The organism is Siccibacter turicensis LMG 23730 (genome assembly GCF_000463155.2).
Classification (GTDB): domain Bacteria; phylum Pseudomonadota; class Gammaproteobacteria; order Enterobacterales; family Enterobacteriaceae; genus Siccibacter; species Siccibacter turicensis.
In genome coordinates this window covers 87,418-107,882 of the sequence record NZ_AWFZ01000028.1, presented here as the reverse complement: position 1 = coordinate 107,882, position 20,465 = coordinate 87,418, and the positions used below count along the sequence as shown (strand labels likewise).

General features: G+C 55.5%; 21 protein-coding genes. 13 read left to right on the top strand and 8 right to left on the bottom strand.

Annotated features, from left to right (window positions below; translation table 11 throughout):
- Nucleotides 1-211 precede the first annotated feature (211 nt).
- A complete protein-coding gene (locus DW58_RS04955; protein ID WP_024549681.1) occupies nucleotides 212-685 on the top strand; it encodes a hypothetical protein in 474 nt (157 codons plus the stop codon).
- Nucleotides 686-810: 125 nt separating this feature from the next.
- Here the strand turns inward: DW58_RS04955 and DW58_RS04950 are convergent, their stop codons facing one another.
- A complete protein-coding gene (locus tag DW58_RS04950; protein WP_024549680.1) occupies nucleotides 811-1,719 on the bottom strand; it encodes a LysR substrate-binding domain-containing protein in 909 nt (302 codons plus the stop codon).
- A 165-nt stretch (nucleotides 1,720-1,884) separates the two neighbouring features.
- Between DW58_RS04950 and DW58_RS19945 the strand changes: the two genes are divergently transcribed.
- The 3 genes from DW58_RS19945 to DW58_RS04940 are packed head-to-tail and all read left to right on the top strand — an operon-like array spanning nucleotide 1,885 to nucleotide 3,602.
- Nucleotides 1,885-2,418, top strand: coding sequence for a sugar ABC transporter (locus tag DW58_RS19945; RefSeq protein WP_071789280.1), 534 nt, complete (start codon nucleotides 1,885-1,887; stop codon nucleotides 2,416-2,418).
- A 4-nt stretch (nucleotides 2,419-2,422) separates the two neighbouring features.
- Nucleotides 2,423-2,749, top strand: a complete 327-nt coding sequence (locus DW58_RS19940; protein WP_071789279.1) for a hypothetical protein — start codon at nucleotides 2,423-2,425, stop codon at nucleotides 2,747-2,749.
- 13 nt (nucleotides 2,750-2,762) lie between these two features.
- Nucleotides 2,763-3,602: an MBL fold metallo-hydrolase gene (locus tag DW58_RS04940; RefSeq protein WP_024549678.1), complete on the top strand. Its 840-nt coding sequence runs from the start codon at nucleotides 2,763-2,765 to the stop codon at nucleotides 3,600-3,602.
- A gap of 229 nt (nucleotides 3,603-3,831) precedes the next feature.
- Here DW58_RS04940 and DW58_RS04935 read toward each other — a convergent pair whose 3' ends face one another.
- The 4 genes from DW58_RS04935 to DW58_RS04920 all read right to left on the bottom strand — a co-directional run bounded on the left by DW58_RS04935 (nucleotide 3,832) and on the right by DW58_RS04920 (nucleotide 7,148).
- Nucleotides 3,832-4,674 (bottom strand): hypothetical protein, encoded by an 843-nt coding sequence (locus DW58_RS04935; RefSeq protein WP_024549677.1) that lies wholly within the window; start codon nucleotides 4,672-4,674, stop codon nucleotides 3,832-3,834.
- Between the two features lie 374 nt (nucleotides 4,675-5,048).
- A complete protein-coding gene (locus DW58_RS04930) occupies nucleotides 5,049-5,339 on the bottom strand; it encodes a DUF1330 domain-containing protein (protein ID WP_024549676.1) in 291 nt (96 codons plus the stop codon).
- A 104-nt stretch (nucleotides 5,340-5,443) separates the two neighbouring features.
- A complete protein-coding gene (locus DW58_RS04925; protein ID WP_024549675.1) occupies nucleotides 5,444-6,493 on the bottom strand; it encodes an aldo/keto reductase in 1,050 nt (349 codons plus the stop codon).
- A gap of 73 nt (nucleotides 6,494-6,566) precedes the next feature.
- On the bottom strand, nucleotides 6,567-7,148 hold the full coding sequence (locus DW58_RS04920; protein WP_024549674.1) for a flavodoxin family protein: 582 nt from the start codon (nucleotides 7,146-7,148) through the stop codon (nucleotides 6,567-6,569).
- 119 nt (nucleotides 7,149-7,267) lie between these two features.
- Here DW58_RS04920 and DW58_RS04915 point away from each other — a divergent pair, with 119 nt between their 5' ends.
- On the top strand, nucleotides 7,268-8,173 hold the full coding sequence (locus DW58_RS04915) for a LysR family transcriptional regulator (protein ID WP_024549673.1): 906 nt from the start codon (nucleotides 7,268-7,270) through the stop codon (nucleotides 8,171-8,173).
- Nucleotides 8,174-8,606: 433 nt separating this feature from the next.
- On the opposite strand, the gene DW58_RS04905 is transcribed toward DW58_RS04915, so the two are convergent.
- A complete protein-coding gene (locus tag DW58_RS04905) occupies nucleotides 8,607-8,816 on the bottom strand; it encodes a hypothetical protein (RefSeq protein ID WP_024549671.1) in 210 nt (69 codons plus the stop codon).
- A 330-nt stretch (nucleotides 8,817-9,146) separates the two neighbouring features.
- On the bottom strand, nucleotides 9,147-9,530 hold the full coding sequence (locus DW58_RS04900) for a SecDF P1 head subdomain-containing protein (protein ID WP_024549670.1): 384 nt from the start codon (nucleotides 9,528-9,530) through the stop codon (nucleotides 9,147-9,149).
- 432 nt (nucleotides 9,531-9,962) lie between these two features.
- Between DW58_RS04900 and tssD the strand changes: the two genes are divergently transcribed.
- From tssD to DW58_RS04885, 3 genes are read left to right on the top strand one after another with little or no spacing between them, the layout of a single operon-like run.
- Nucleotides 9,963-10,454, top strand: coding sequence for a type VI secretion system tube protein TssD (tssD, locus tag DW58_RS04895; protein WP_024549669.1), 492 nt, complete (start codon nucleotides 9,963-9,965; stop codon nucleotides 10,452-10,454).
- 10 nt (nucleotides 10,455-10,464) lie between these two features.
- Entirely contained in the window at nucleotides 10,465-10,833 is a 369-nt protein-coding gene (locus DW58_RS04890) for a tlde1 domain-containing protein (protein WP_024549668.1), read from the top strand.
- On the top strand, nucleotides 10,830-11,255 hold the full coding sequence (locus DW58_RS04885; RefSeq protein ID WP_024549667.1) for a hypothetical protein: 426 nt from the start codon (nucleotides 10,830-10,832) through the stop codon (nucleotides 11,253-11,255). The genes DW58_RS04890 and DW58_RS04885 overlap by 4 nt, the downstream gene beginning before the upstream one ends.
- Nucleotides 11,256-11,505: 250 nt before the next feature.
- Here the strand turns inward: DW58_RS04885 and DW58_RS04880 are convergent, their stop codons facing one another.
- Nucleotides 11,506-12,255, bottom strand: coding sequence for an SDR family NAD(P)-dependent oxidoreductase (locus tag DW58_RS04880; protein WP_024549666.1), 750 nt, complete (start codon nucleotides 12,253-12,255; stop codon nucleotides 11,506-11,508).
- 92 nt (nucleotides 12,256-12,347) lie between these two features.
- Here DW58_RS04880 and DW58_RS04875 point away from each other — a divergent pair, with 92 nt between their 5' ends.
- From DW58_RS04875 to glgX, 5 genes are all read left to right on the top strand, one after another.
- Nucleotides 12,348-12,671: a winged helix-turn-helix transcriptional regulator gene (locus tag DW58_RS04875; protein ID WP_029696640.1), complete on the top strand. Its 324-nt coding sequence runs from the start codon at nucleotides 12,348-12,350 to the stop codon at nucleotides 12,669-12,671.
- Between the two features lie 83 nt (nucleotides 12,672-12,754).
- A complete protein-coding gene (locus DW58_RS04870) occupies nucleotides 12,755-13,651 on the top strand; it encodes a dihydrodipicolinate synthase family protein (RefSeq protein WP_024549664.1) in 897 nt (298 codons plus the stop codon).
- 307 nt (nucleotides 13,652-13,958) lie between these two features.
- On the top strand, nucleotides 13,959-15,746 hold the full coding sequence (treZ, locus tag DW58_RS04865) for a malto-oligosyltrehalose trehalohydrolase (RefSeq protein WP_024551032.1): 1,788 nt from the start codon (nucleotides 13,959-13,961) through the stop codon (nucleotides 15,744-15,746).
- Between the two features lie 41 nt (nucleotides 15,747-15,787).
- Entirely contained in the window at nucleotides 15,788-18,277 is a 2,490-nt protein-coding gene (treY, locus tag DW58_RS04860) for a malto-oligosyltrehalose synthase (RefSeq protein ID WP_051195566.1), read from the top strand.
- Between the two features lie 65 nt (nucleotides 18,278-18,342).
- Nucleotides 18,343-20,418: a glycogen debranching protein GlgX gene (gene glgX / locus DW58_RS04855; protein ID WP_024551030.1), complete on the top strand. Its 2,076-nt coding sequence runs from the start codon at nucleotides 18,343-18,345 to the stop codon at nucleotides 20,416-20,418.
- The last annotated feature ends 47 nt before the right edge of the window (nucleotides 20,419-20,465 follow it).

Sequence of the window (20,465 nt, the reverse complement as noted above, 5' to 3'; positions counted from 1 at the left end):
CGACGCCACGCGACGTTACCCGGCGCCGGTGTGCCGCATGACTGTCAGGAAATAGCGTGCAAAAGCGTAAGGCCCGAAATCGGCGGTAGCCGCTATGTACGTTTAACGGACCAGCCCGTGTAGATGCGTTAGTTAATCAGAGTATTAGTGGTCTACACCCGGATAAACCGTTAACTGATTGAAAAATGGTTATTTACAAAAGAGATAGCGAATGAACAAAAACAACTTTTTCTATTCTGCCCTGATTGGTCTTGTCGCCAGCTGCCGCTCCATGACGCCGATGGCGGCCCTCGCTATAGCACGCATTAAAAGGCGCGACACAACGGGCCGTCTTTTACTGCTGGACCGTCCGCTATTCAAATACGGCGCGTTAGCGATGGGTGCAGGTGAACTATTTGGCGACAAGATGAAGTCAGCGCCAGACCGCACCGTGTTTTTGGGCATGTCAGCACGCGTGGCCAGTGCAGGCATTGCGGGCGCCGCGCTGGCACCCCGTGGAAAAGAAAAAGCCGGGGCCGCGATCGCTATCTCTACCGCGGTCCCACTTGCCTATGTAACGCTTGCGGCACGTAAAAAGGCCGTGGCAAAAATGGGGCAGACCCGGAGTGGCCTGATTGAAGATTCGCTCATCGTCGCCGTCGGTGCAGCAGTGGTCTTCTTCGCAACGCGCTCACATCGCCGTTAAACGCACTCCGCCGTCAAAGAACGATCTCAGCACGCCATCATGAAGGCGTCAGTGACGGCTTCTGGCGCGAAGCGAACGAGTTAACAGAGCTGAAGGTCCGCTTTGAGTGAGGAGCAGACGTAATGTCATCGTTCGGCATTAAAGCTGGTGGGCATATTCATTTCAGCAAGCAACCAGCGTTCAAAACTTTCCAGCGCAGCCTCATTGATTCCCGTTTCCGTCGGTTTTACTAAACAGAATTTTTTACTCAGGCAGTCTGAGGCGGGCCATGGCGAAACAAGCATGCCGCAACTTAATTCGTTCTCGACATACATGCGCGGAACCAATGCTACACCGTGTCCTGCGATGACGGCAGCGATAGCCATTTCATGAAGATCATACCGCACACCCTGAGCCGGATTATCGAGGTGTATTCCACTTTCCCGGGCATAGTGATGCCATGCGTCAGGATTCTGTCGACGGTGAATGCGCGGAAGTTCGTTTAACTGTCTATTGACATCAATATTTGTTAACAGTGCGGGATTGCAAACAGGAAGCAGACTTTCCTGAAACAGAAACTGCATACGCATGCCTGCCCATGCGGAATGTTCAAAATGAATGACTGCGTCAAAGCCACTTCCTGGCAATATGAACGGATCCGTTCTCGCCGCAATATTTAACGTTATGTCCGGGAACAAAGAGTTAAGCCCGCTCAGGCGGGGAATGAGCCAACGGCAGGAAAAAGTGGGCAGGACGGCAATATCCAGACTTTTACTGCCCTCAGACATTCCCATTATGTACCGCGTATCTCTTTCGAGCCGATCGAGCGTTTCACGCACGTGATGTGCATAACGCGCGCCGACAGGGTTAAGCTTTACCCGGCTTCCCATACGGTCAAACAGTTTACAGTTCAGCAACGTTTCAAGACGCGCAATCTGGCGGCTAATCGCCCCTTCCGTTAAGGATAACTCCTCTGCGGCACGGGCAAAATTGCCGTGCCTTGCGGCGGCATCAAAAGCCTGCAGGGATGCACTACTGGGTATTTTTCTGCGCATAAAACCTGTTCCTTGCTCAGTGCCTGCAATGTGCATTCATTGATTTAATGTCACTAACCAGTGACATATTATCGTTTTTAAGCGGCACATACAGTCTGTAGCATGACGTAAAATCATTGAGCAAATCTGTTTGCTTGCGTTTATGACTCATATAGAGATGGGCTTATGTTCTATACCGTGGAATGCTCGTATAACGATCCTGAAAGCGAGGCAGAATGGAATGCCTTTTACAGTCAGCAAAAACTGCCCGCATTGATATCTGTTGCTGGTTTCACGACTTCTCAACGCTTTCGCGCCTTAACATCCGGCTGCCCTGTTTACCTGGCCATTCATACGATTAATGATGCGGAGATTCTCAGCAGTGAGGATTACCGTTTAAAAGGGGGCGGTAATTTCTCTCGTTGGCAGGGCTGCATTACGGACTGGCATCGTAACCTCTATGAAGGCCAGAGCCTTGCTACAGCCATCTCTTCCGATAAAATTCTGCTATTAAGCGCAAAGCCAATAGACTTTTTAGAGACAGAACTGGGATACCGGGGTCTGGAAATGCATGCAGTGGGGCTGGATAAATTCCCTGACTATCGCGTTACATATGTCTTGCCTGTTGAGACGGTCTCGCTGTTTACAGAGATGTCTGGAGTGTATCTCTACGAACCTCTGACACCTCAGTTGCAGAGTCCTGATAAAGGGAATCCATAACATCATGCCTAATCTGACTTTTTATATTTCTGAAAATCACTCTGACAAGTTTAAAAATCCTGGTGATTTTACCCATAAATGCAGCGCTATCTGCTGTGACATCCTTGATGCAGAGCCCAGAAACGTTCATATCGTTTTTGTCGATGTTAAGCCGGGATGCGGGCACCCGGTCTATGCCGAGCTCTTTTATCGTCTGACAACATTGCGAACCCATGAAGTCATGGAAAACTTTATGCGTGAACTGGATTTTGTCACTCATCAGGCCTCTGGTCTGATGATCCGTATTCGCTGTTTTGGCTCCCCAGCAGAACACCTGTTCGCCCGCAACTAACCTCGAGGAAATGATGAGCCATCCCTTTCCGTTCTGCCAGATTGGCGATTTTCAAATAATTGCGCTGAGTGACGGCAATATGACAGCGAGTCTGGATTTGCTGTCAGGCATTGAAAAAGCTGATGCGGACGTTATTCAATGCCGTGCCGGAGTCGATGAGCCCGGCGATATCCATATCAACTGTTACCTTATCCGCGGTCTGGGTCGGATCATTTTGGTTGACGCTGGCACAGGCCCGTTGAACAACATGGCAGGACAACTCAACGCAAACCTTGCTGCTGCGGGTGTAAGCCCTGACGACGTCGATACTGTTGTATTGACGCACTGCCATCCGGATCATATTGGAGGCCTGCTGGATTCTGAGAAACAGCCGGTTTTCAAACACGCTGAAATTTTTCTTCACCCTCTCGAAGCGAGACACTGGCAGGATGATGAAAAACTTAAAATCGCGAATGAGCGCGGGCAACGTAATTTTTGGCTGGTCCGCCAAACCTTAGACGCTTATGCCCGTAAGGTGCGTTTTTTTAACGGCGACAAAATAGCAGAAGGTATTATGCCAGTATGGCTACCGGGTCATACGCCTGGGCATACCGGTTTTCGCATCGATGCGGATGATAAATGCTTATTAATATGGGGAGACATTGTCCATTATCCGCATATTCAGTCAGCGCAACCGGCTGTTTCTATTTTATTCGACACTGATGCCGCTCAGGCTGAAGAAACACGAAAGAAAATTATGGGAAAAGCCGCCAGCGAAAAAATGATCATTGCCGGTATGCATTTAAGTAAGGCTGGGTTTGCCAGTGTTCTCAGGGAAGGCAGTGGCTACCGCATTTCCTACTCTGAAAAATGATTGGGTAGGCCCGGCCGGGTTGTTATTCATTTGCACTGTTCAAAGTCAATAGTGTCCGCTTCTGGCACGCAGCGGACAAGCTAACCGGGTTGAGGGAAGGCGAGCGTTATTATTTCCAGAGAGTTAAGTGGTTTTATCTGCTTAAGCTTGCCTCGTTCCTTTCCTGGTAAATTATTTCATCACATCGTTCAACATGTCCCGGAAGCCGTGGTCAGTTTTACCTGACCACTCAAGACCAGCTAAAGTAGCGTAAGGAACTGCTGCCGTTAAGCATGTGATGTTGCATATAGTCCATGTCGTCCTTACTGAAATCGTTCTCTGTATCTTGCCCGAGCCTGATTTCCTGTGTAGCGGCATCTACCGACAGTGATGAATGGGATGTGGAGACGTGTATGTTTTCGTCATCAAGATCAAGAAAGTCATACTGGGATTTGAGACTATTTTGAAGTTTTTCCAGCCTGAGCTGCTGGTCAGTCGCGACGCCTTTATCTTGATCAAGCGTAGTGGCAAGCGTGAGTTTCATTTCAGATTCAAAGTGGTCATCAAATGCATGCCGCACATTAGCGACAAAATCGTTGATGTCTGCCTCGGGCTGAAGATGGGCGAGCAATCCACTGACTTCTCCGGTGTTTGAACGGTAGGTAATGCCCACGCCAATACAGGGCCCACATCCTCCGGTTTCCATCTTCATATTGTTGCCTTTCAGAAGAGCAACCTGGCCCATCCCCAGTAATCCTTTTTTGAGGTTTTCAGGGGCTTCAAAACCTTGCACCGCTGAAGCGCCACGGTCAAAACCGTTTAAAGGCCCTTTCAGGGACGCAGCCTCTGAAGATGACGGCTGGCCGGCTTCGGTGAGCGCGTGGTGCGTTAATGCACCTGAGCGATTGACTTGCATTATGTCCTCCTTTTTTCCTGGAACCGCATTAACTGCCCCTGTGTGGTTTTTCCCCAGGAAAAGTTCCGCAACAAGTTGATGCGGGCGCGGCTTCAACGCGGCCCTGCTCGCGGTGGAATAACACAGGCTGATATTTTCCATGTCCGCGGCTGGCATCTGGCAGACGTCCATACCCATCATTGCGCCTGCTTTACTGGCGGAAGCAATTTTTTCGCCTGGAGAATAAGGTATTCAATCTCTTTCAGCGCGATGCTCTCTTCGAAGCATGAAAATAAGAACGCGTGTGTTACATCGGAACAGAAGACCTCAGCTATTTGCCGGAGTGGGGATGTGTCAGCCTAAGTCAGGTAATATTCAGTCTTAGCGATAATGTTAATTCTCCTTTTATTATATTAACGATGCTTCCGTTCAAACGCCGTTAACGCACACCTATCCCAGAAAGTAGTTTGCTCAAACCCGTAAGCATCAAGGCGCGGTTATAGTGAACCCGGTAAACGAAATAGCACTAAGGACAATCCCTTAGTGCTGTTGCGATTAGCTATTCTTTAGCATTACGCTGCGCCTTCGACCAGCACAAAGGTTCCGGTCGCAGCGCCTGCACGAATTGCTCTGGCTGCCTGATATTGAGGGCTTTCATAAAAACGTTTGGCCTCGGCAAAAGAAGCAAACTCAAAAACGACGTGCCGCTCATGGGACTCTCCCTCAAGATTTTCATACTGCCCAGACCAGGCAATTACCTTAGGACTAAACGCCTGCATAGCTTCTCCGGCAGCCCTGGCGTATTCGGCGTAGGCAACAGCGTCCGATACAGTGACATGTGCGATCAAATAACCTTTATTCATTTCATTATCTCTTTTGTTAGACGTCGTGTATTCCAGTGCAATGCCGTTCAGCAGGTAAACATGCAAGCAGCCGGGAAGGGGGTTTTTAGAATGTGTAATCTCGTTCAATGATTAAAGCTGGCGAATCCCTTGCGGCGAGCGGCGTCCTGCTGCTCAATCATCCAGCCTGGATAAGAGGGGGGCAGAGCGCTTACCTTATCCAGCCGCTCCTGTTCCTCCGCTGTCAGCGTGATATCTGCTGCGCCGAGGTTATCGTCGAGCTGCTTGATACCCTTAACGCCGATAATCACGCTGGTGACATAAGGTCTGGCCAGTAGCCACGCAAGCGCTATCTGACTGACCGATACGCCATGTTCCGCTGCAATAGCGCGCATTTCGGCAACGCATTGCCATGCGCGATCGCGATCGACGGGTGGGAAATCGAATTTACTGCGGCGTGTATCAGCCTGTGCTGATGAACCGGGGCCGAATTTTCCGGAAAGTAAGCCTCCGGCAAGCGGCGACCAGACAAGCAGGCCCATGTTTTCCTCCTGGATAAGGGGCACCAGCTCCCGCTCCACATCACGCCCGGCAATAGAGTAATAAGCCTGTAGTGTCTCAAAACGTGTTGTATTAAGCGCCTTGCTCAGGCCAAGCGATTTACCGAGCTTACCTGCGGCCCAGTTCGACACGCCAACATACCGAACAAGTCCCTGCCGTATGAGATCGTCAAGCGCGCGTAGCGTTTCTTCAACGGGCGTGACAGGGTCGCTCGCATGAATCTGGTACAAATCAATATGATCGACCTGAAGTCTTTCCAGGCTCCTCTGCACCGAATCCATAATATGCCCACGTGATGCACCCTGCGCGTTGGGTCCGGAACCCATAACCCCACCGGTTTTTGTGGCAAGAATGATGTCGTCGCGTGCAACCCCGAGCGCTTTTAGCGCGATCCCGGTAATACGTTCAGACTGGCCGAAGGAATAAATGTCAGCGGTATCAATAAAGTTAACCCCGCCAGCGATGGCTCGCGCGAAAAGCTGAATGGCGTCGTCCTGTTCTACCGCGCCTATGGACGACCACATACCCGCATCCTTGTTGCCGCCCAACGTCATTGTGCCGAGGCACAACTCTGAAACAAACAGCCCTGTATGCCCAAGTTGCTTATATTTCATTTGGTTTACCTTTCATCTTCGACCATGACACCCTGCGCTAATGCGGGGCCGCACATGAGGGAGTTGAGTGACGCTATGGATTCATTGGGCAAAACTGTGCGGCAATACTGGCAACACGTGCGCCATAAAGCCGTGCCGTTTCAAGATCGCCAGACGACATTTCCTCAGGTGAAGCATCGGCAGGAGTTTGTGCCATAGGGCCGATATTTGAACCCATGCGATTCAGGTCATCACGCAATGAGGCTTTGGTGTTTGAAGACTTAATATCCATATTGACCCAGATACCGCCGTGCTGACCGGCCAGCAAAAAGAAATAAGCCAGCGTATTCAGCTTGTCACCGTTGATGCTCGCGCTATTCGTAAAGCCACCAAAAATTTTGTTAACCCATTTGCCCTCAAACCAGGGCTTGGACGACGCGTCTGCAAACTTTTTGAATTGCCAGCTCGGGCCACCCATGTAGGTTGGTGAACCGAACAGAATCACGTCTGCCGCGTTGAGCTTTGCCCATGCGTCTTCAGTAATGTTTCCGTCTGAGTCGATAGCCACGAGCGTGGCGTTGGCGCCTCCTGCGACGGCTGCCGCCATCCGTTCTGTATGCCCATAACCGGAGTGATAGACGACGACAGACTTAATCGTTGAAAGGGGTTGATTCATGATGATGACCTTCAGCAAGTGTGTTGCGCTGTATAACGCGGTGTGAAGGCAGTCTATTAAGTATTACAGTAGGCATAAATAAGCTGAAAATTAACGCACTGTTACCTTAAAGAGGAACAATGAAAAACCTTGAGCCACTGATCGTTTTCGCACGCGTTGCAGAAATGAAGAGCTTTACCCAGGCAGCTGAAAGTCTCGGTATTCAGAAAGGACGCGCCTCGATAGTAGTGCGGGAACTCGAACATGAGGTAGGCGCAACGCTTCTGCATCGCACCACGCGGACTGTCCAGTTGACCGAAGATGGCCGCATGTTCTATTCGCGTGCACGCGATTTGCTGGCGGAGGCAGACGAGCTGAAGTTGATGTTTTCATCAGGCGGAATGTCACTGCGAGGGCGTTTACGCGTTGATATGCCGGCGGTTCTGGCACAAAGCGTGGTTATTCCGGCGCTACCACAGCTACTCAATGCTCATCCGGAATTCGAACTTGAACTGTCAAGTACTGACCGCCGTGTTGATCTGGTTCAGGAGGGATTTGACTGCGTCGTTCGTCTGGGACCCATTGTTGATGAAACTCTGATTGCCCGGCCGCTGGGACAATTACGAATGATCAACGCGGCAAGTTCAGACTACCTGAAACGCTTTGGTGTGCCCCGGACGATTGATGATCTTCTGCATCAAGGGCACAGGATGGTTCATTACATACGAAATTTTGGCGCGAAACCTGACGGATGGGAATATCCCTCAGGGGATGGCTACCGTTCGCTGATATTGCCCGGCACGATGACTGTCAACAGTGTCCCGGCCTACCACGAAGCGGGACTGGCGGGTTTGGGGTTAATTCAGGGAGGTTATTTAACACTTCTTCCCCATATCAAACGTGGCACGCTGGTTGAAGTCCTTCCCGATCTGCGGCCCAGGCCGCTGGATGCCTCTTTCGTCGTCGCGCACCGGCGCAATCTGTCGCAACGAGTGAGGTCATTCATGACCTGGACTGAAGGCGTGTTGAAACCTTATTTTGACTGACGTGTACGTGCATCCGAAGGATGGAAGCCTGACCAGGTGTTTGCTCCCTGATGATTAACACAATGTAGTCGTGCCAATGTTTGCTCTGCCACGAAGGGGATCAACGCCCTGCAACAACACCGACCACTGACTTATATTAATCAGCAGGGATCAGGTTAGAGATACTGGGGAATAAATTGTAGGTTTCCACATCTTGAGCAGTCCCGGAAAACCCGGGGCTGTTAATTATTCATCAGGCTAATGCTACTTAGAGTATTTAATGAAGAAAAAATAGACAATTATTGCTAAGGCCGCTGTAAGTTGTAGCGCATAATCAGGAACAACAAATGCGAACAGAGCAGCAAATGGAAGGATGATACATACTGGACCAAAATAGAAAAACAGATCCCCAACTATTTGCTTACATAATTTAGTAATCCAGGAACTCATTTTCTCACCAGTTCATTGACGAGAAATATAATTCCTTTGCATCCCCTGGAACAAGACAAGATACATACCACGCGGCCTTATCCGCGCCAGCCATGGCGTCGGTCGTCATATCGTACTGGCCTTGGCCTGGCGACTTAACTGAACGCGTAAGCAGAGTATTTAATTTTTTATCGGAAGCGAATTTGAATTTGAGATAAGCGCTATAATTGGTCATTCGTCGTCCTGACAAGATGAGTGCTGATCGATTATAACCTCAAAACGGTGACAATCAATCAACCCGTAGTCGTCGCTATCAATTATAAGACGCATACCGTCTGTACGTTGTGTGCCATCGCCCTGATAACTGCTGTCTGCGCGAAAGGGCTTTGTGTATGAGTAAAATAAGGGCCTGGATGATCACCAGGCACATTATAAGGTTTTATGTTGCCGACTTTGATTCCTGAGACGGGAGGGTATAGTGGTCAGGAAAGGACAGGAATGCACATTAGCGTAATGAGAAACGATTTACTTTGCCGCACTAATCTGCATTATTTTCCACTATATTTCATTCATCCTGTGCAGTATCGTAATCGGTAAGTATTTGCATCAACACTACCTTTGGTATGTCCTGGGCAGGTATCCTGAAATTGGAACCGAGCCGAGATGTAATCATAGCTGAAATAAGTTGGTGACCCTTGTAAGCCATGGTCATCTTTTTCCCAAGGTTCTGACGGGTGAAAACCGAAAATCGCTTCCCACATTCATCGGTCAATATGAAGTCAATATGGCCCTCGTTATACTCATCTACGGCATATTTGATGGACTTTATACACCCAGGCTCGAAGGAAGCATTTACATCAGCAGCTGAGAAATGGAAATCGCTTTTTTCTGCAACGGATGATAATGGCATGAGTAATGTGAGTAATAATGTCCAAGATTTGATATGCACTTTTGTCTCCTTTTTTAAGGCGAGGATTATACCTTAATTTTCGTTAGTGAAGAGCTTCCGTTTAGCGCGCCAACGTTCAACGCTTTGCCCCGTGGGGCTTAATTCCGTCGCGGAGAACCCCGAGGTGAGGCGGAGAACCCCAAGGCGAGGCGGAGTGCCTGGAGATAACGAATAAGCGCAAGCTGGATGCCGGGAAGCAGGCAACGCGGGTCAAGCCGTATCACGCGACGTCAATGGACAGCGCTCGTCTCCGGGTAGTGTTCAAAAGCGGCGTATTCTGATCATCCTATGAGGTTCCATACCGAACAAAACCTCATCCGTGACGATAGCCTGATATTCTCACTTTGTGGCCCTGTTCACTGATGAAACATCGTTGAGTAATTAGCCTGCTCACTCACGTTAATTTGTCCTGAGGGAAAAGGAGTGAAGGCAATGGCTATAGCCGTTTATTTGTGGCTGTATGAGGAAGAAGGAAAGTTATTAAAGGGTTCTGTTGAGATTACTGGCCACGAAGGAAGTATCGAATGCGTGGGGATGCAGCATGATCTCTTTATCCCGACAGACGACACGATGGGCGTAGTAAAGGGTACTCGTAAGCATGAAGCCTGGACCTTCGAAAAGCTGATCGATAGCTCGTCACCGTTGCTGTACAAGGCGCTTACAACCGGACAAACGTTGATTAAGGCAGAGTTTAAATTCTATCGCATCAACTACAACGGTCAGGAAGAAAACTATTTCACCACGACACTGGAAAACGTGAAGGTTTGCCATGTCGTGCCTGTCATGTACGACACAAAAGATCCTGATTATGAGTGGCAGGCTCACATCGAGCATGTCGGCCTTCGCTATGAAAAAATCGAATGGCACTATCTGGATGGCAATATCAAACACGCTGACAGCTGGAACGCGCGAAAAACAGCATAAGGAGATCAATATGGCTTCATGGACATACAAGCAAAGCACCGGGGAACTCTTCCGCGATGGCAAACTGATTGAGAGGGGATATTCCGGGGTACTCACCAACAAAAATAATCCTGATCGTGAGCAGGTTCGTGGGATGGGGCCCATTCCTCGTGGCAGGTGGAAGATCGGGAGCACGGGAACCAGCAAAGGTCCGTTAACGATTACCCTCGACCATATCGACGGTAATGCTTACTCCCGGGATATGGGAACGTTCAGAATGCACGGTGACAAGCGCCTCGGTATCAAAGGCTTCGCGTCCGAAGGGTGCATTATCATGGGGCCAGCGACGCGGTTATTAGTTAGCAAAGATCACGGTGCGATCCTGGAGGTGATTCGATGATTCGCCACTATGCACTCGCTCTGGCATTCCTGCCGTTCGCTGGCTACGCCGCTGATGCTCCCGGAAGCGAGTGTGCCAGGCCGGGTCACTACAACGAAGAGATGCTTTTATCTGCCCTGAGCAGAGACGGCGTAAAAGATATTGATCGCGCTAAAACCAGGGTGGAGATAGTGAGCATAGCGCCCGTTTCCGACGTCTTTGCACACCAGCTTGCGGAAGCTGATGCAAAAGCGGGGAGTGGCCTTTCGGTCAACGAGTACTACAAAATATACCGGGATGACGATGTGCTCAATCTGACTGCAAAATACAGTTACACCAATAGCGAAGGTAGGCACGGCGTTTTTATAGCGTCCAGCCTGCTAAATAATGATGAATGCTCAGTCAGGTTCAACGGTTATTTAATCTTGTCTCGTGAATTCTAAAAAAGAATAAGCCCGCGTAAAAAACGGGCTTGCTGATTAATCGCTTACCGGGAACGGGTGACTATTTTCTTTCCGCTGTGAGCATATCCTTCACCACTGTTTGATACCCGTATTTCTGCCCTGATGGGATATTTGCATCCAGTCGTAGTGATTTATATCCAGTTGTCAGAAGATCGGGCATCATCATATCCCTGCATAAACGCACCTGAACAGCCCCGAATCCCCGACCCAGGGCTTTTTAACTACACGCTTAAATCTGCGCCGCGCCACCATCAACGAACAGTTCGCTGCCGTTCACGTAGCTGCTGTCATCCGATGCCAGGAACAACGCCGCGGCGGCGACCTCGTCGGGGTCGGCCAGTCGGCCGAGCGGGGTGGTGGCTTCCACCGCGCGGATCATCTCCTGATTGAACTCCTTATCTGAGGAAAGGCCATGCCAGCCGGGCGTAGAGGTTGCACCGGGCACCAGCACGTTGACCCTGATTTTTCGCGGGGTCAGTTCCAGGATCCAGCCGCGGGCAAAATTGCGCACGGCGGCCTTGCTGGCGCTGTAAACGCTAAAGTCGGGGATGCCGGTGGTGGCGCTGGTCGAGCCGGTCAGAATGATCGATGCGCCATCCTTTAACAGCGGCAGCGCCTTTTGCACGGTAAACAGCGTGCCTTTGACGTTGGTGTCAAAAATACGGTCGTAATGCGCCTCGGTGATATCCGCTAACGCGGCGAAATCACCGCCGCCCGCATTGGCGAACAGCACGTCGATCTGCCCCGCGTCGCGCTGAACCTGTGAGAACACGGCATCCAGATCCTCCATGCGGGAGATATCGCCGGGAATGCCCACGGCGCCATGTCCCACCGCGTTTACCGCGTCTTCAAGTTCACGCGCCCGGCGTCCGGTCATAAATACCTTCGCCCCTTCGGCGGCGAAGCGTTTTGCCGATGCCAGACCAATGCCACTGTTGGCGCCGGTTATTACCACGACTTTACCTGCTAACTTACCCATGATGTTTACCCTGGTTGTGAAGCGGAAAATCAGTGTAATGGGCTACTTTCCTGTATACTAGTACCTACCAAAAGGTATGTATGGAGAAAATCATGGAACCCGTTTGCGGGCTGGACGTGGCCCTGCGTTACATTGGTGGAAAATGGAAATCCATCCTGCTGTTTCATTTACAGTTTGGTCCGCGTCGTTTCGGAGAACTCAAACGGCTGGCGGAAGGGATCAGCGAGAAGGTATTGATCCAGCAGCTCAAAGACCTGACGGAAGACGGCATTGTGGTCAGGCACGATTTTAAAGAGGTGCCGCCCCGGGTGGAGTACACCATTACGGATTTCGGCCGCACGCTCGCGCACGCCCTGCAGCCGCTATGCGAGTGGGGAAACGCCAACCGGGCGCGCGATAGCGTGAAAGAGGCCTGACGCGCGCCGGGTTTTTGTGTGGTAACAGCAGGCGCCACCCTTGATCGGCCAGCGGTAAGCAGGTCGCAACGCAGGAGAATCTTATGTTTAACGGACTCAGTGCCTTTCCGCTCACGCCGCTGGTCAACGGCACCGTGGATGAAAAGGCGTTTACGGCCCTGATTGAACGACTGGCTGCCAGCCAGGTGGACGCCATCGGAGCGCTGGGATCGACCGGGAGCTACGCGTATCTGTCCGTCGTCGAGCGGGCGCGGGTGGCGCGTCTGGCGACCCGCGCGGCGGGCGAGGTGCCGGTGGTGGTCAGCATCGGGGCGGTCAATATCGACGAGGTGCTACGCCTGGCCGACGATGCCCAGCAGGCGGGCGTGAGCGGGCTGCTGATGGCGCCAGTATCCTATCAGCCCCTGAGCCGGGACGAGGTGTATCGCCTCTATGAGCGCGTGAGTCAGGCCGTAACGGTACCGCTGTGCGTGTATGACAATCCGGCCACCACGCGCTTTGCCTTCGATGATGAGCTGCTGATCGCGGTGTGTCAGCTGCCGCATATCGGTTCCCTGAAGCTCGGCCCGCTCTCCGGGACGCGCGCGGAAGCCTCGGCGCGGCTCACCGCGCTGCGACAGGCGATCCCGGCGCACATCACGCTGGGTATCAGCGGCGATGCCGCCGCCGCCGCCGGGCTGCTCGCCGGATGCGACGTCTGGTATTCGGTGTTGGCCGGGCTATTTCCCCATACGGCGCGCGCGCTGGCCGACGCGGCGCTGCAGGGCAGGGAAGAGGAGGTGAACCGCCTCAACGCGGCGCTGGCCCCGCTGTGGGCGCTGTTCCAGCGTTACGGCAGCCTGCGCCCCATCGCCACGCTGGCGGAACTGTCGGGCGCGGTGCAGCCGCCCTGTCTGCCGTTTCCGCTGCGTACCCTGCAGGGTGAGGATCGCGCGCAGCTCGCGGCGCTGCTGGCTGGCCCGGCGTTAGCGCCTCACTAAAACCTTCCACTCCTGGCTGACGCCGCCTGAACCACGCCTGCCTCGCGCAGGCGCTTTCACCCCCGCCACACCGCAGTTCTTCCGCAATGGTCTATGATTGATTCTCATGTGCTGCCCTGGCGAAACGCGTGGACGACGTTTGCCATGCACCCTCCACGACGCCGTCTTATCAGGCACACCGTGAAGTGCCACTCCGCAAGGGCATTCAACGCACGATTACACGTTTACGTTAACTGAGCTCGCCTTGTCGGGGGATAGCCCGTGCGAGTGCGTGCCTTGCTCACTACCGGAAAAACGAGGGAACAGAATGGGGTCAACATCATTTCCTGCAGGTTGGGGTGCCGAATTCGTCGCCGAAGACGTGGTCCGTTTCCGTCTGTGGGCCACCGGCCAACAGACCGTTACGCTGCGGGTGTCCGGCGAGGATCTGGCGATGAACCCGATCGGCGAGGGCTGGTTCGAGCGTGAGGTCACCGGCGTCTGCGCCGGGGACGAATACAGTTTTGTGCTGGCCGACGGCATGACGGTGCCGGACCCGGCGTCCCGGGCGCAGAAAGAGGACGTGAACGGTCCGTCGCGGGTGGTGGATCACCGCGGCTACCGTTGGCAGCACAGCGACTGGAAGGGCCGCCCCTGGGAAGAGAGCGTGGTCTATGAGATGCATATCGGCACCTTCACGCCGGAAGGCACCTTCCGGGCGGCTATCGAAAAGCTGCCGTACCTGGCGGAGCTGGGCGTGACCATGCTGGAAGTGCTGCCGGTCTCCCAGTTCGGCGGCAACCGCGGCTGGGGCTACGACGGCGTGCTGCTCTATGCGCCGCACGCCGCCTACGGCACACCGGATGATTTTAAAGCCTTTGTTGACGCCGCTCACGGGCATGGCCTGTCGGTGGTGCTGGATATCGTGCTCAACCACTTCGGGCCGGAGGGTAACTACCTGCCGCTGCTGGCCCCGGACTTCTTCCACAAGGAGCGGCACACCCCCTGGGGTGCGGGCATCGCCTATGACGTGGACGCCGCGCGCCGCTACATTGCCGATGCGCCGCTCTACTGGCTGAAAGAGTACCATCTCGACGGGCTGCGCTTTGACGCCATCGATCAGATTGAAGACACCTCTGACAAACACGTCCTGATTGAGATTGCTGAGCGTATCCGGGCGGAGATCGTCGACCGGCCCGCGCATCTCACCACCGAAGACAGCCGCAACGTCATCTTCCTGCATCCGCGCAACGAGGATGGCTCAGCCCCGCTGTTTACCGGCGAGTGGAACGATGATTTCCATAACGCCGTTCACGTGTTCGCCACCGGCGAAACCCAGGCCTACTATCAGGACTTCGCCCAGCAGCCGGAAAAAATGGTGGCCCGCACCCTGGCGGAGGGCTTCGCTTACCAGGGCGAAACCTCGGTGCAGAGCGGCGAAGCGCGCGGCGTGAAGAGCACCGGCCAGCCGCCGACCGCGTTTGTCGATTTTATTCAGAACCATGACCAGGTGGGCAACCGTGCCCAGGGTGAGCGACTGATCTCCCTCGCGGGGGCCGAACGTACCCGGGTGCTGCTTGCCGCGCTGCTGCTCTCTCCGCACATCCCGCTGCTGTTTATGGGCGAGGAGTATGGCGAAACCAACCCGTTCCTGTTCTTCACCGACTTCCACGGCGATCTGGCGAAAGCGGTGCGTGAGGGGCGGGCGAAGGAGTTTGAAGGGCATGGCGATTTTGAAGGCGAAAGCGTCCCCGATCCCAACGATGTACAGACCTTTACCCGCTCGAAGCTCAACTGGCACACGCCGGAGAGCGACGAGGGGGCAGAATGGCTGGCGTTTACCCGTCATCTGCTGACCCAGCGCGCCCGGCACATTGTGCCGCTGCTGGCCACGGCGGGCGGAAACAGCGGGCGCATCGTCGCCACCGCGCCGGGCTTTGTGGCCGTCAGCTGGCGCTTCCCGCGGGGCACGCTGTCGATGGCGTTTAATATCGGCGCTGAGTCACACCCGCTGCCCGCGCTGCCGGGTGAGACCCTCTTCGCCTCGTCCGATATCGACGATACGCTGCCGCAGAACGCCATTATTGTCCGCCTCGCACAGGGAGATGCCGCGTGAGTATTCCAACCGCTACCTACCGCATACAGTTTCGCAACGGCATGACCTTTGACCGCGCCGCCGGGCTGGTGCCGTACATGAAAAAACTGGGGATCAGCCACCTCTACGCCTCGCCGGTCTTCACCGCGACGGCGGACTCCACCCACGGTTACGACGTAACCGACGCCAATGAGATCGACCCGTCCATCGGCGGGCGCGCCGGGTTTGACCGTATGGTCGCCGCGCTGAAGCAGGCCGGGCTGGGGCTGATTCTGGATATTGTTCCCAACCACATGGCCGCCTCGCTGGAGAATGCCTGGTGGCGCGATGTGATTGAGCACGGCGAGCAGAGCCGCTACGCCCGGCACTTTGACATCGACTGGTCGCGTCCGCTGACCCTGCCGTTCCTCGGGGACACCTTCGAGGCGGTGCTGGAGAGCGGCGAAATCAGCGTGAAGCGCGATCCTGCCAGCGGGAAACCGGCCTTTGCCTATTACGACAACTACTACCCGTTGACCCCGGCGAGCTGGCAGGGGCGTGAAGCCGAGGTGCTGGCGCTGAGCGATAACGCCGCGCTTGCCGAGCTGCACCAGCGTCAGCCGTACCGTCTGATGTCGTGGCGTGACGCGCCGCGCGATCTCTCCTATCGACGCTTCTTCGAGATTACCGGGCTGGCCGGGATGCGCGTCGAGGACGAGGCGGTATTCGATGATACCCACCGCCTGATCCTTGAGCTGGTGCGCAGCGGGGCGGTCGACGGCCTGCGGGTCGATCACGTAGACGGCCTGGCCGATCCGAAAGGCTATCTGGAGCGGCTGCGCCAGCAGGCGGGGCCGGACTGCTACATCACCGTGGAGAAGATCCTCGGTAAGGGTGAGCATATTCCCGACGACTGGCCCATCTCCGGCACCACCGGCTACGAGTTCATTGCCGCGCTTTCGGATGTGCTGGTGGATGACGACAATATCGATCGCCTGCGTCACGCCTATGAAGAGGTAGTGGGAGAGGCGGTGGACATGCGCGCCGAGCTGCGCAAAGCCAAGCTGCTGATGGTGGATCGCAACTTTGAAGGGGAGTTCACCACGCTGCTGCGGCTCGCCGGTGAGATTGCCCGCGCCGATGGCGTCGCGCCGGAGGAGGACACCCTGCGTGCGGCGCTGCGCGAACTGCTGGTGGCCTTCCCGGTGTACCGCACCTACGGCACCGCCGAGGGGCTGACGCAGGCGGATGCCACTCTGTTGCAGAAGGTGGTATTGAAGCTGAACGCCAGCGATCACGCCCCGGACGCACAGGCGCTCGACGTGGTGACGCGTATTCTGTCCGGCGAGGTCGCCGAGGCGGCGCGCCATGACGCGGCCACCTTCCGCACCCGCTTCCAGCAGCTTACCGGCCCGCTGATGGCGAAATCGGTAGAGGACACGCTGTTCTTCCGCCAGCACATGGAGCTGGCGCTTAACGAGGTGGGTGCCGAGCCGATGCGGCGCACCTTCTCCCTTACACGCTTCCATGACGAGATGAAAACCCGCCGCGAGCGCCAGCCGGACGCGCTCTCCGGCACCTCGACCCACGACACCAAGCGTGGCGAGGATGCCAGGGCGCGGCTCTATACCCTGACCGAAGCCCCTGAGCGGTGGGCCGAGTGCGTGGCGCGCTGGCGGCAGATGAACCAGACCAAAGTGGTGTTCCTGAACGACGGCACGGCGCCGAAGGGGGTTGATACCTGGATGCTCTATCAGGCGCTGGCGGGCGTATGGCCCACCACCCTGGCCCCGGACGATACCGCGGGCCTGGCGGAGCTGGAAACGCGCTTCCTCGATTTTGTCGAAAAAGCGCTGCGCGAAGCGAAGCTGCGCACCGACTGGGTGGATACCAACGACGCCTATGAAAAGGCGGTGCTGGATTACGCCCGTCATCTGCTCTCCCCGGACAATCAGGACTTTTTGCAGGATTTCGTCGCCTCTCTGGCGCCCTTTATGCGCGCCGGACTGGTCAACAGCCTGACCCAGACGGTGATCAAACTCACCGCGCCGGGGGTGCCGGACATCTATCAGGGCAGCGAGGCGCTGAACTTCAGCCTGGTGGACCCGGACAACCGTCGGGACCCCGATTTCCCGGCGCTGGAGCAGATGCTGGATCACGAGAACCCCGGCGGGCTGTACGCGGTGGAGAGCTGGCTGAGCGGTGAACTGAAGCAGCACGTCATCCATAACGTGCTTACGCTGCGCCAGCAGAACCCGGAACTGTTCCGGCACGGTGACTATCTGCCGCTCGCCGCCCAGGGGGAGCACGCCGACAACGTGATCGCCTATGCCCGCACCGACAGTCGCGACGCGCTGATCGTTATCGCCCCGCGGCTGGTGTTCAGCGCCTTAGACGGGAGCGTCGCCGGGCCGCATGCCGAGCGCTGGGCGGGAACCGCAATTGCCCTGCCGCCTGCGCTGGCCAACCGCCGCTACCGCGACCTGCTTACCGGTGAGGCGCTGGAGCCCGGCGACCATATCGACCCCGGCAGCGTGGCGCGCAACGGTGCTGTAATACTAATAAGTGTATGATTTACAACAAAACATCATCAATTGCTGTGGTACGTTAAAACTGTACTTTCGATGGAGAGGAATGCATGTCAAACGGTAAGGCTTATGAAATTACGGCAGGGTATAGCCATCAGTTGGGGGCCAACTTTGATGGCGAAGGGGTTAACTTCGCCATCTTCTCGGCCCACGCCGAACGCGTAGAGCTTTGCCTCTACGATCCGACCGGCAAAAACGAAATCGCTCGCCTCGATCTGCCGGAGTACACCCATGAGATCTGGCACGGGTATGTGCCCGGCCTGCAACCCGGTGCGCTTTACGGGTTTCGGGTTCACGGCCCCTACGACCCGGAAAACGGTCATCGCTTTAACCCCAACAAACTGCTGATCGACCCCTATGCCCGCGAGCTGGTGGGGGATATCGAGTGGAACGAGGCGCACTTTGCCTACGAACTGCTGCACGAAGATAAAGACCTGACCTTTGATAGCCGCGACAGCGCGCCCTTCACGCCGAAGTGCCGGGTCATTGACCCGAACGCCTTCGCCCTGGAGAGCAGCCATCGTCCGGTCGTGCCCTGGCCGCACACCGTGGTGTATGAAACCCACGTCAAAGGGTTCACTCAGCTCAACTCCGCTATCCCGCCAGAGCTGCGCGGCACCTTTGAGGGGATGGGGCACAAGGCCTCGGTGGACTATATCAAGAGCCTGGGCATTACCTCGGTGGAGCTGCTGCCGATCCACTGGTTCCCGGACGACCAGCACCTGCTGGATAAGGGACTGAAGAACTTCTGGGGCTACAACACCCTCGGCTTCTTTGCCCCGGCCTCACGCTACTACGGGCCTAACGGCCTGCAGGGGATGCGTGACATGGTGCGCGCCTACCATGATGCGGGCATCGAGGTGATCCTCGACGTGGTGTACAACCACACCGCGGAGGGGAATGAACTCGGCCCGACGCTGTCGTTTAAGGGCATCGATAACTTCTCGTACTACCGCACCATGCCGGGCCAGCACCGCTATTACATCAACGATACCGGCACCGGCAACACGGTCAACACCTCCCACCCGCGCGTGTTGCAGATGGTGATGGATTCCCTGCGCTACTGGGCCGAAACGATGCATATCGACGGTTTTCGCTTCGATCTGGGTACCATTCTCGGGCGCGAACCGGAGGGCTTTGACCAGCGCGGCGGCTTCTTCGATGCCGTGACTCAGGACCCGGTGCTGTCGAAGCTCAAGCTTATCGGCGAGCCCTGGGATATCGGTCCCGGCGGCTATCAGGTGGGCGGTTTCCCGCCGGGCTGGGCCGAGTGGAACGATAAGTACCGCGATACGGTGCGCGAATACTGGAAGGGGGATAACGTCTCCACCGACTTCGCCGCGCGCCTGCTTGGTTCCGGGGATCTCTACGACCAGCGCGGTCGTCGCCCGTGGGCCAGCGTTAACTTCATCACCGCCCACGACGGCTTCACGCTCAACGACCTGGTGTCGTACAACGAGAAGCACAACGAGGATAACGGGGAAGACAACAACGACGGCCACAACGATAACCGCTCGTACAACTATGGCGCGGAAGGCCCGACCGACGACGAGGGCATCAACGCGGTGCGCGAGCGGCAGAAGCGTAACTTCCTCGCCACGCTGCTGTTCTCCCACGGCACGCCGATGATCCTCGCCGGGGATGAGTTTGGCCGCAGCCAGATGGGTAACAACAACGGCTACTGTCAGGACAGCGAAATCTCCTGGGTGCACTGGGACGGCCTGCCGGAGAGCGCCAACGCGCTGCGCGAGTTTACCCGGCACGTGATCGCCCTGCGTGCCGCCCAGCCGCTGCTGCGCCGTGAAAACTGGCGTGACGGAATGGATATCAAGTGGTTCAACGCCGGCGGCGGGCTACAGACGCCGGAGCAGTGGGATGAAGGCTCCACCCTCGGGGTCTACATCGGTCGCCCGGACCTGCAACCCGAAGAGGGGATCTGGCATGACGTGCTGATGCTGTTCAACCCGTTTGAAGGCAACGTGCCGTTCCAGATCCCGCAGTTTGGTGAAGGGGGCTGGGTGCTGGAGCTCACCACCTCCGACACCGCGAAGCACGGGCTGGTGATCACCAAAGAGAAGGATTTCGAACTGGAAGGGCGCAGCATTGCGCTGTTCAGAAGGCCGTAAGCGTCATCGGTAAATCCCGCCCGCCGTCAGACGCTGACCGGCGGGCG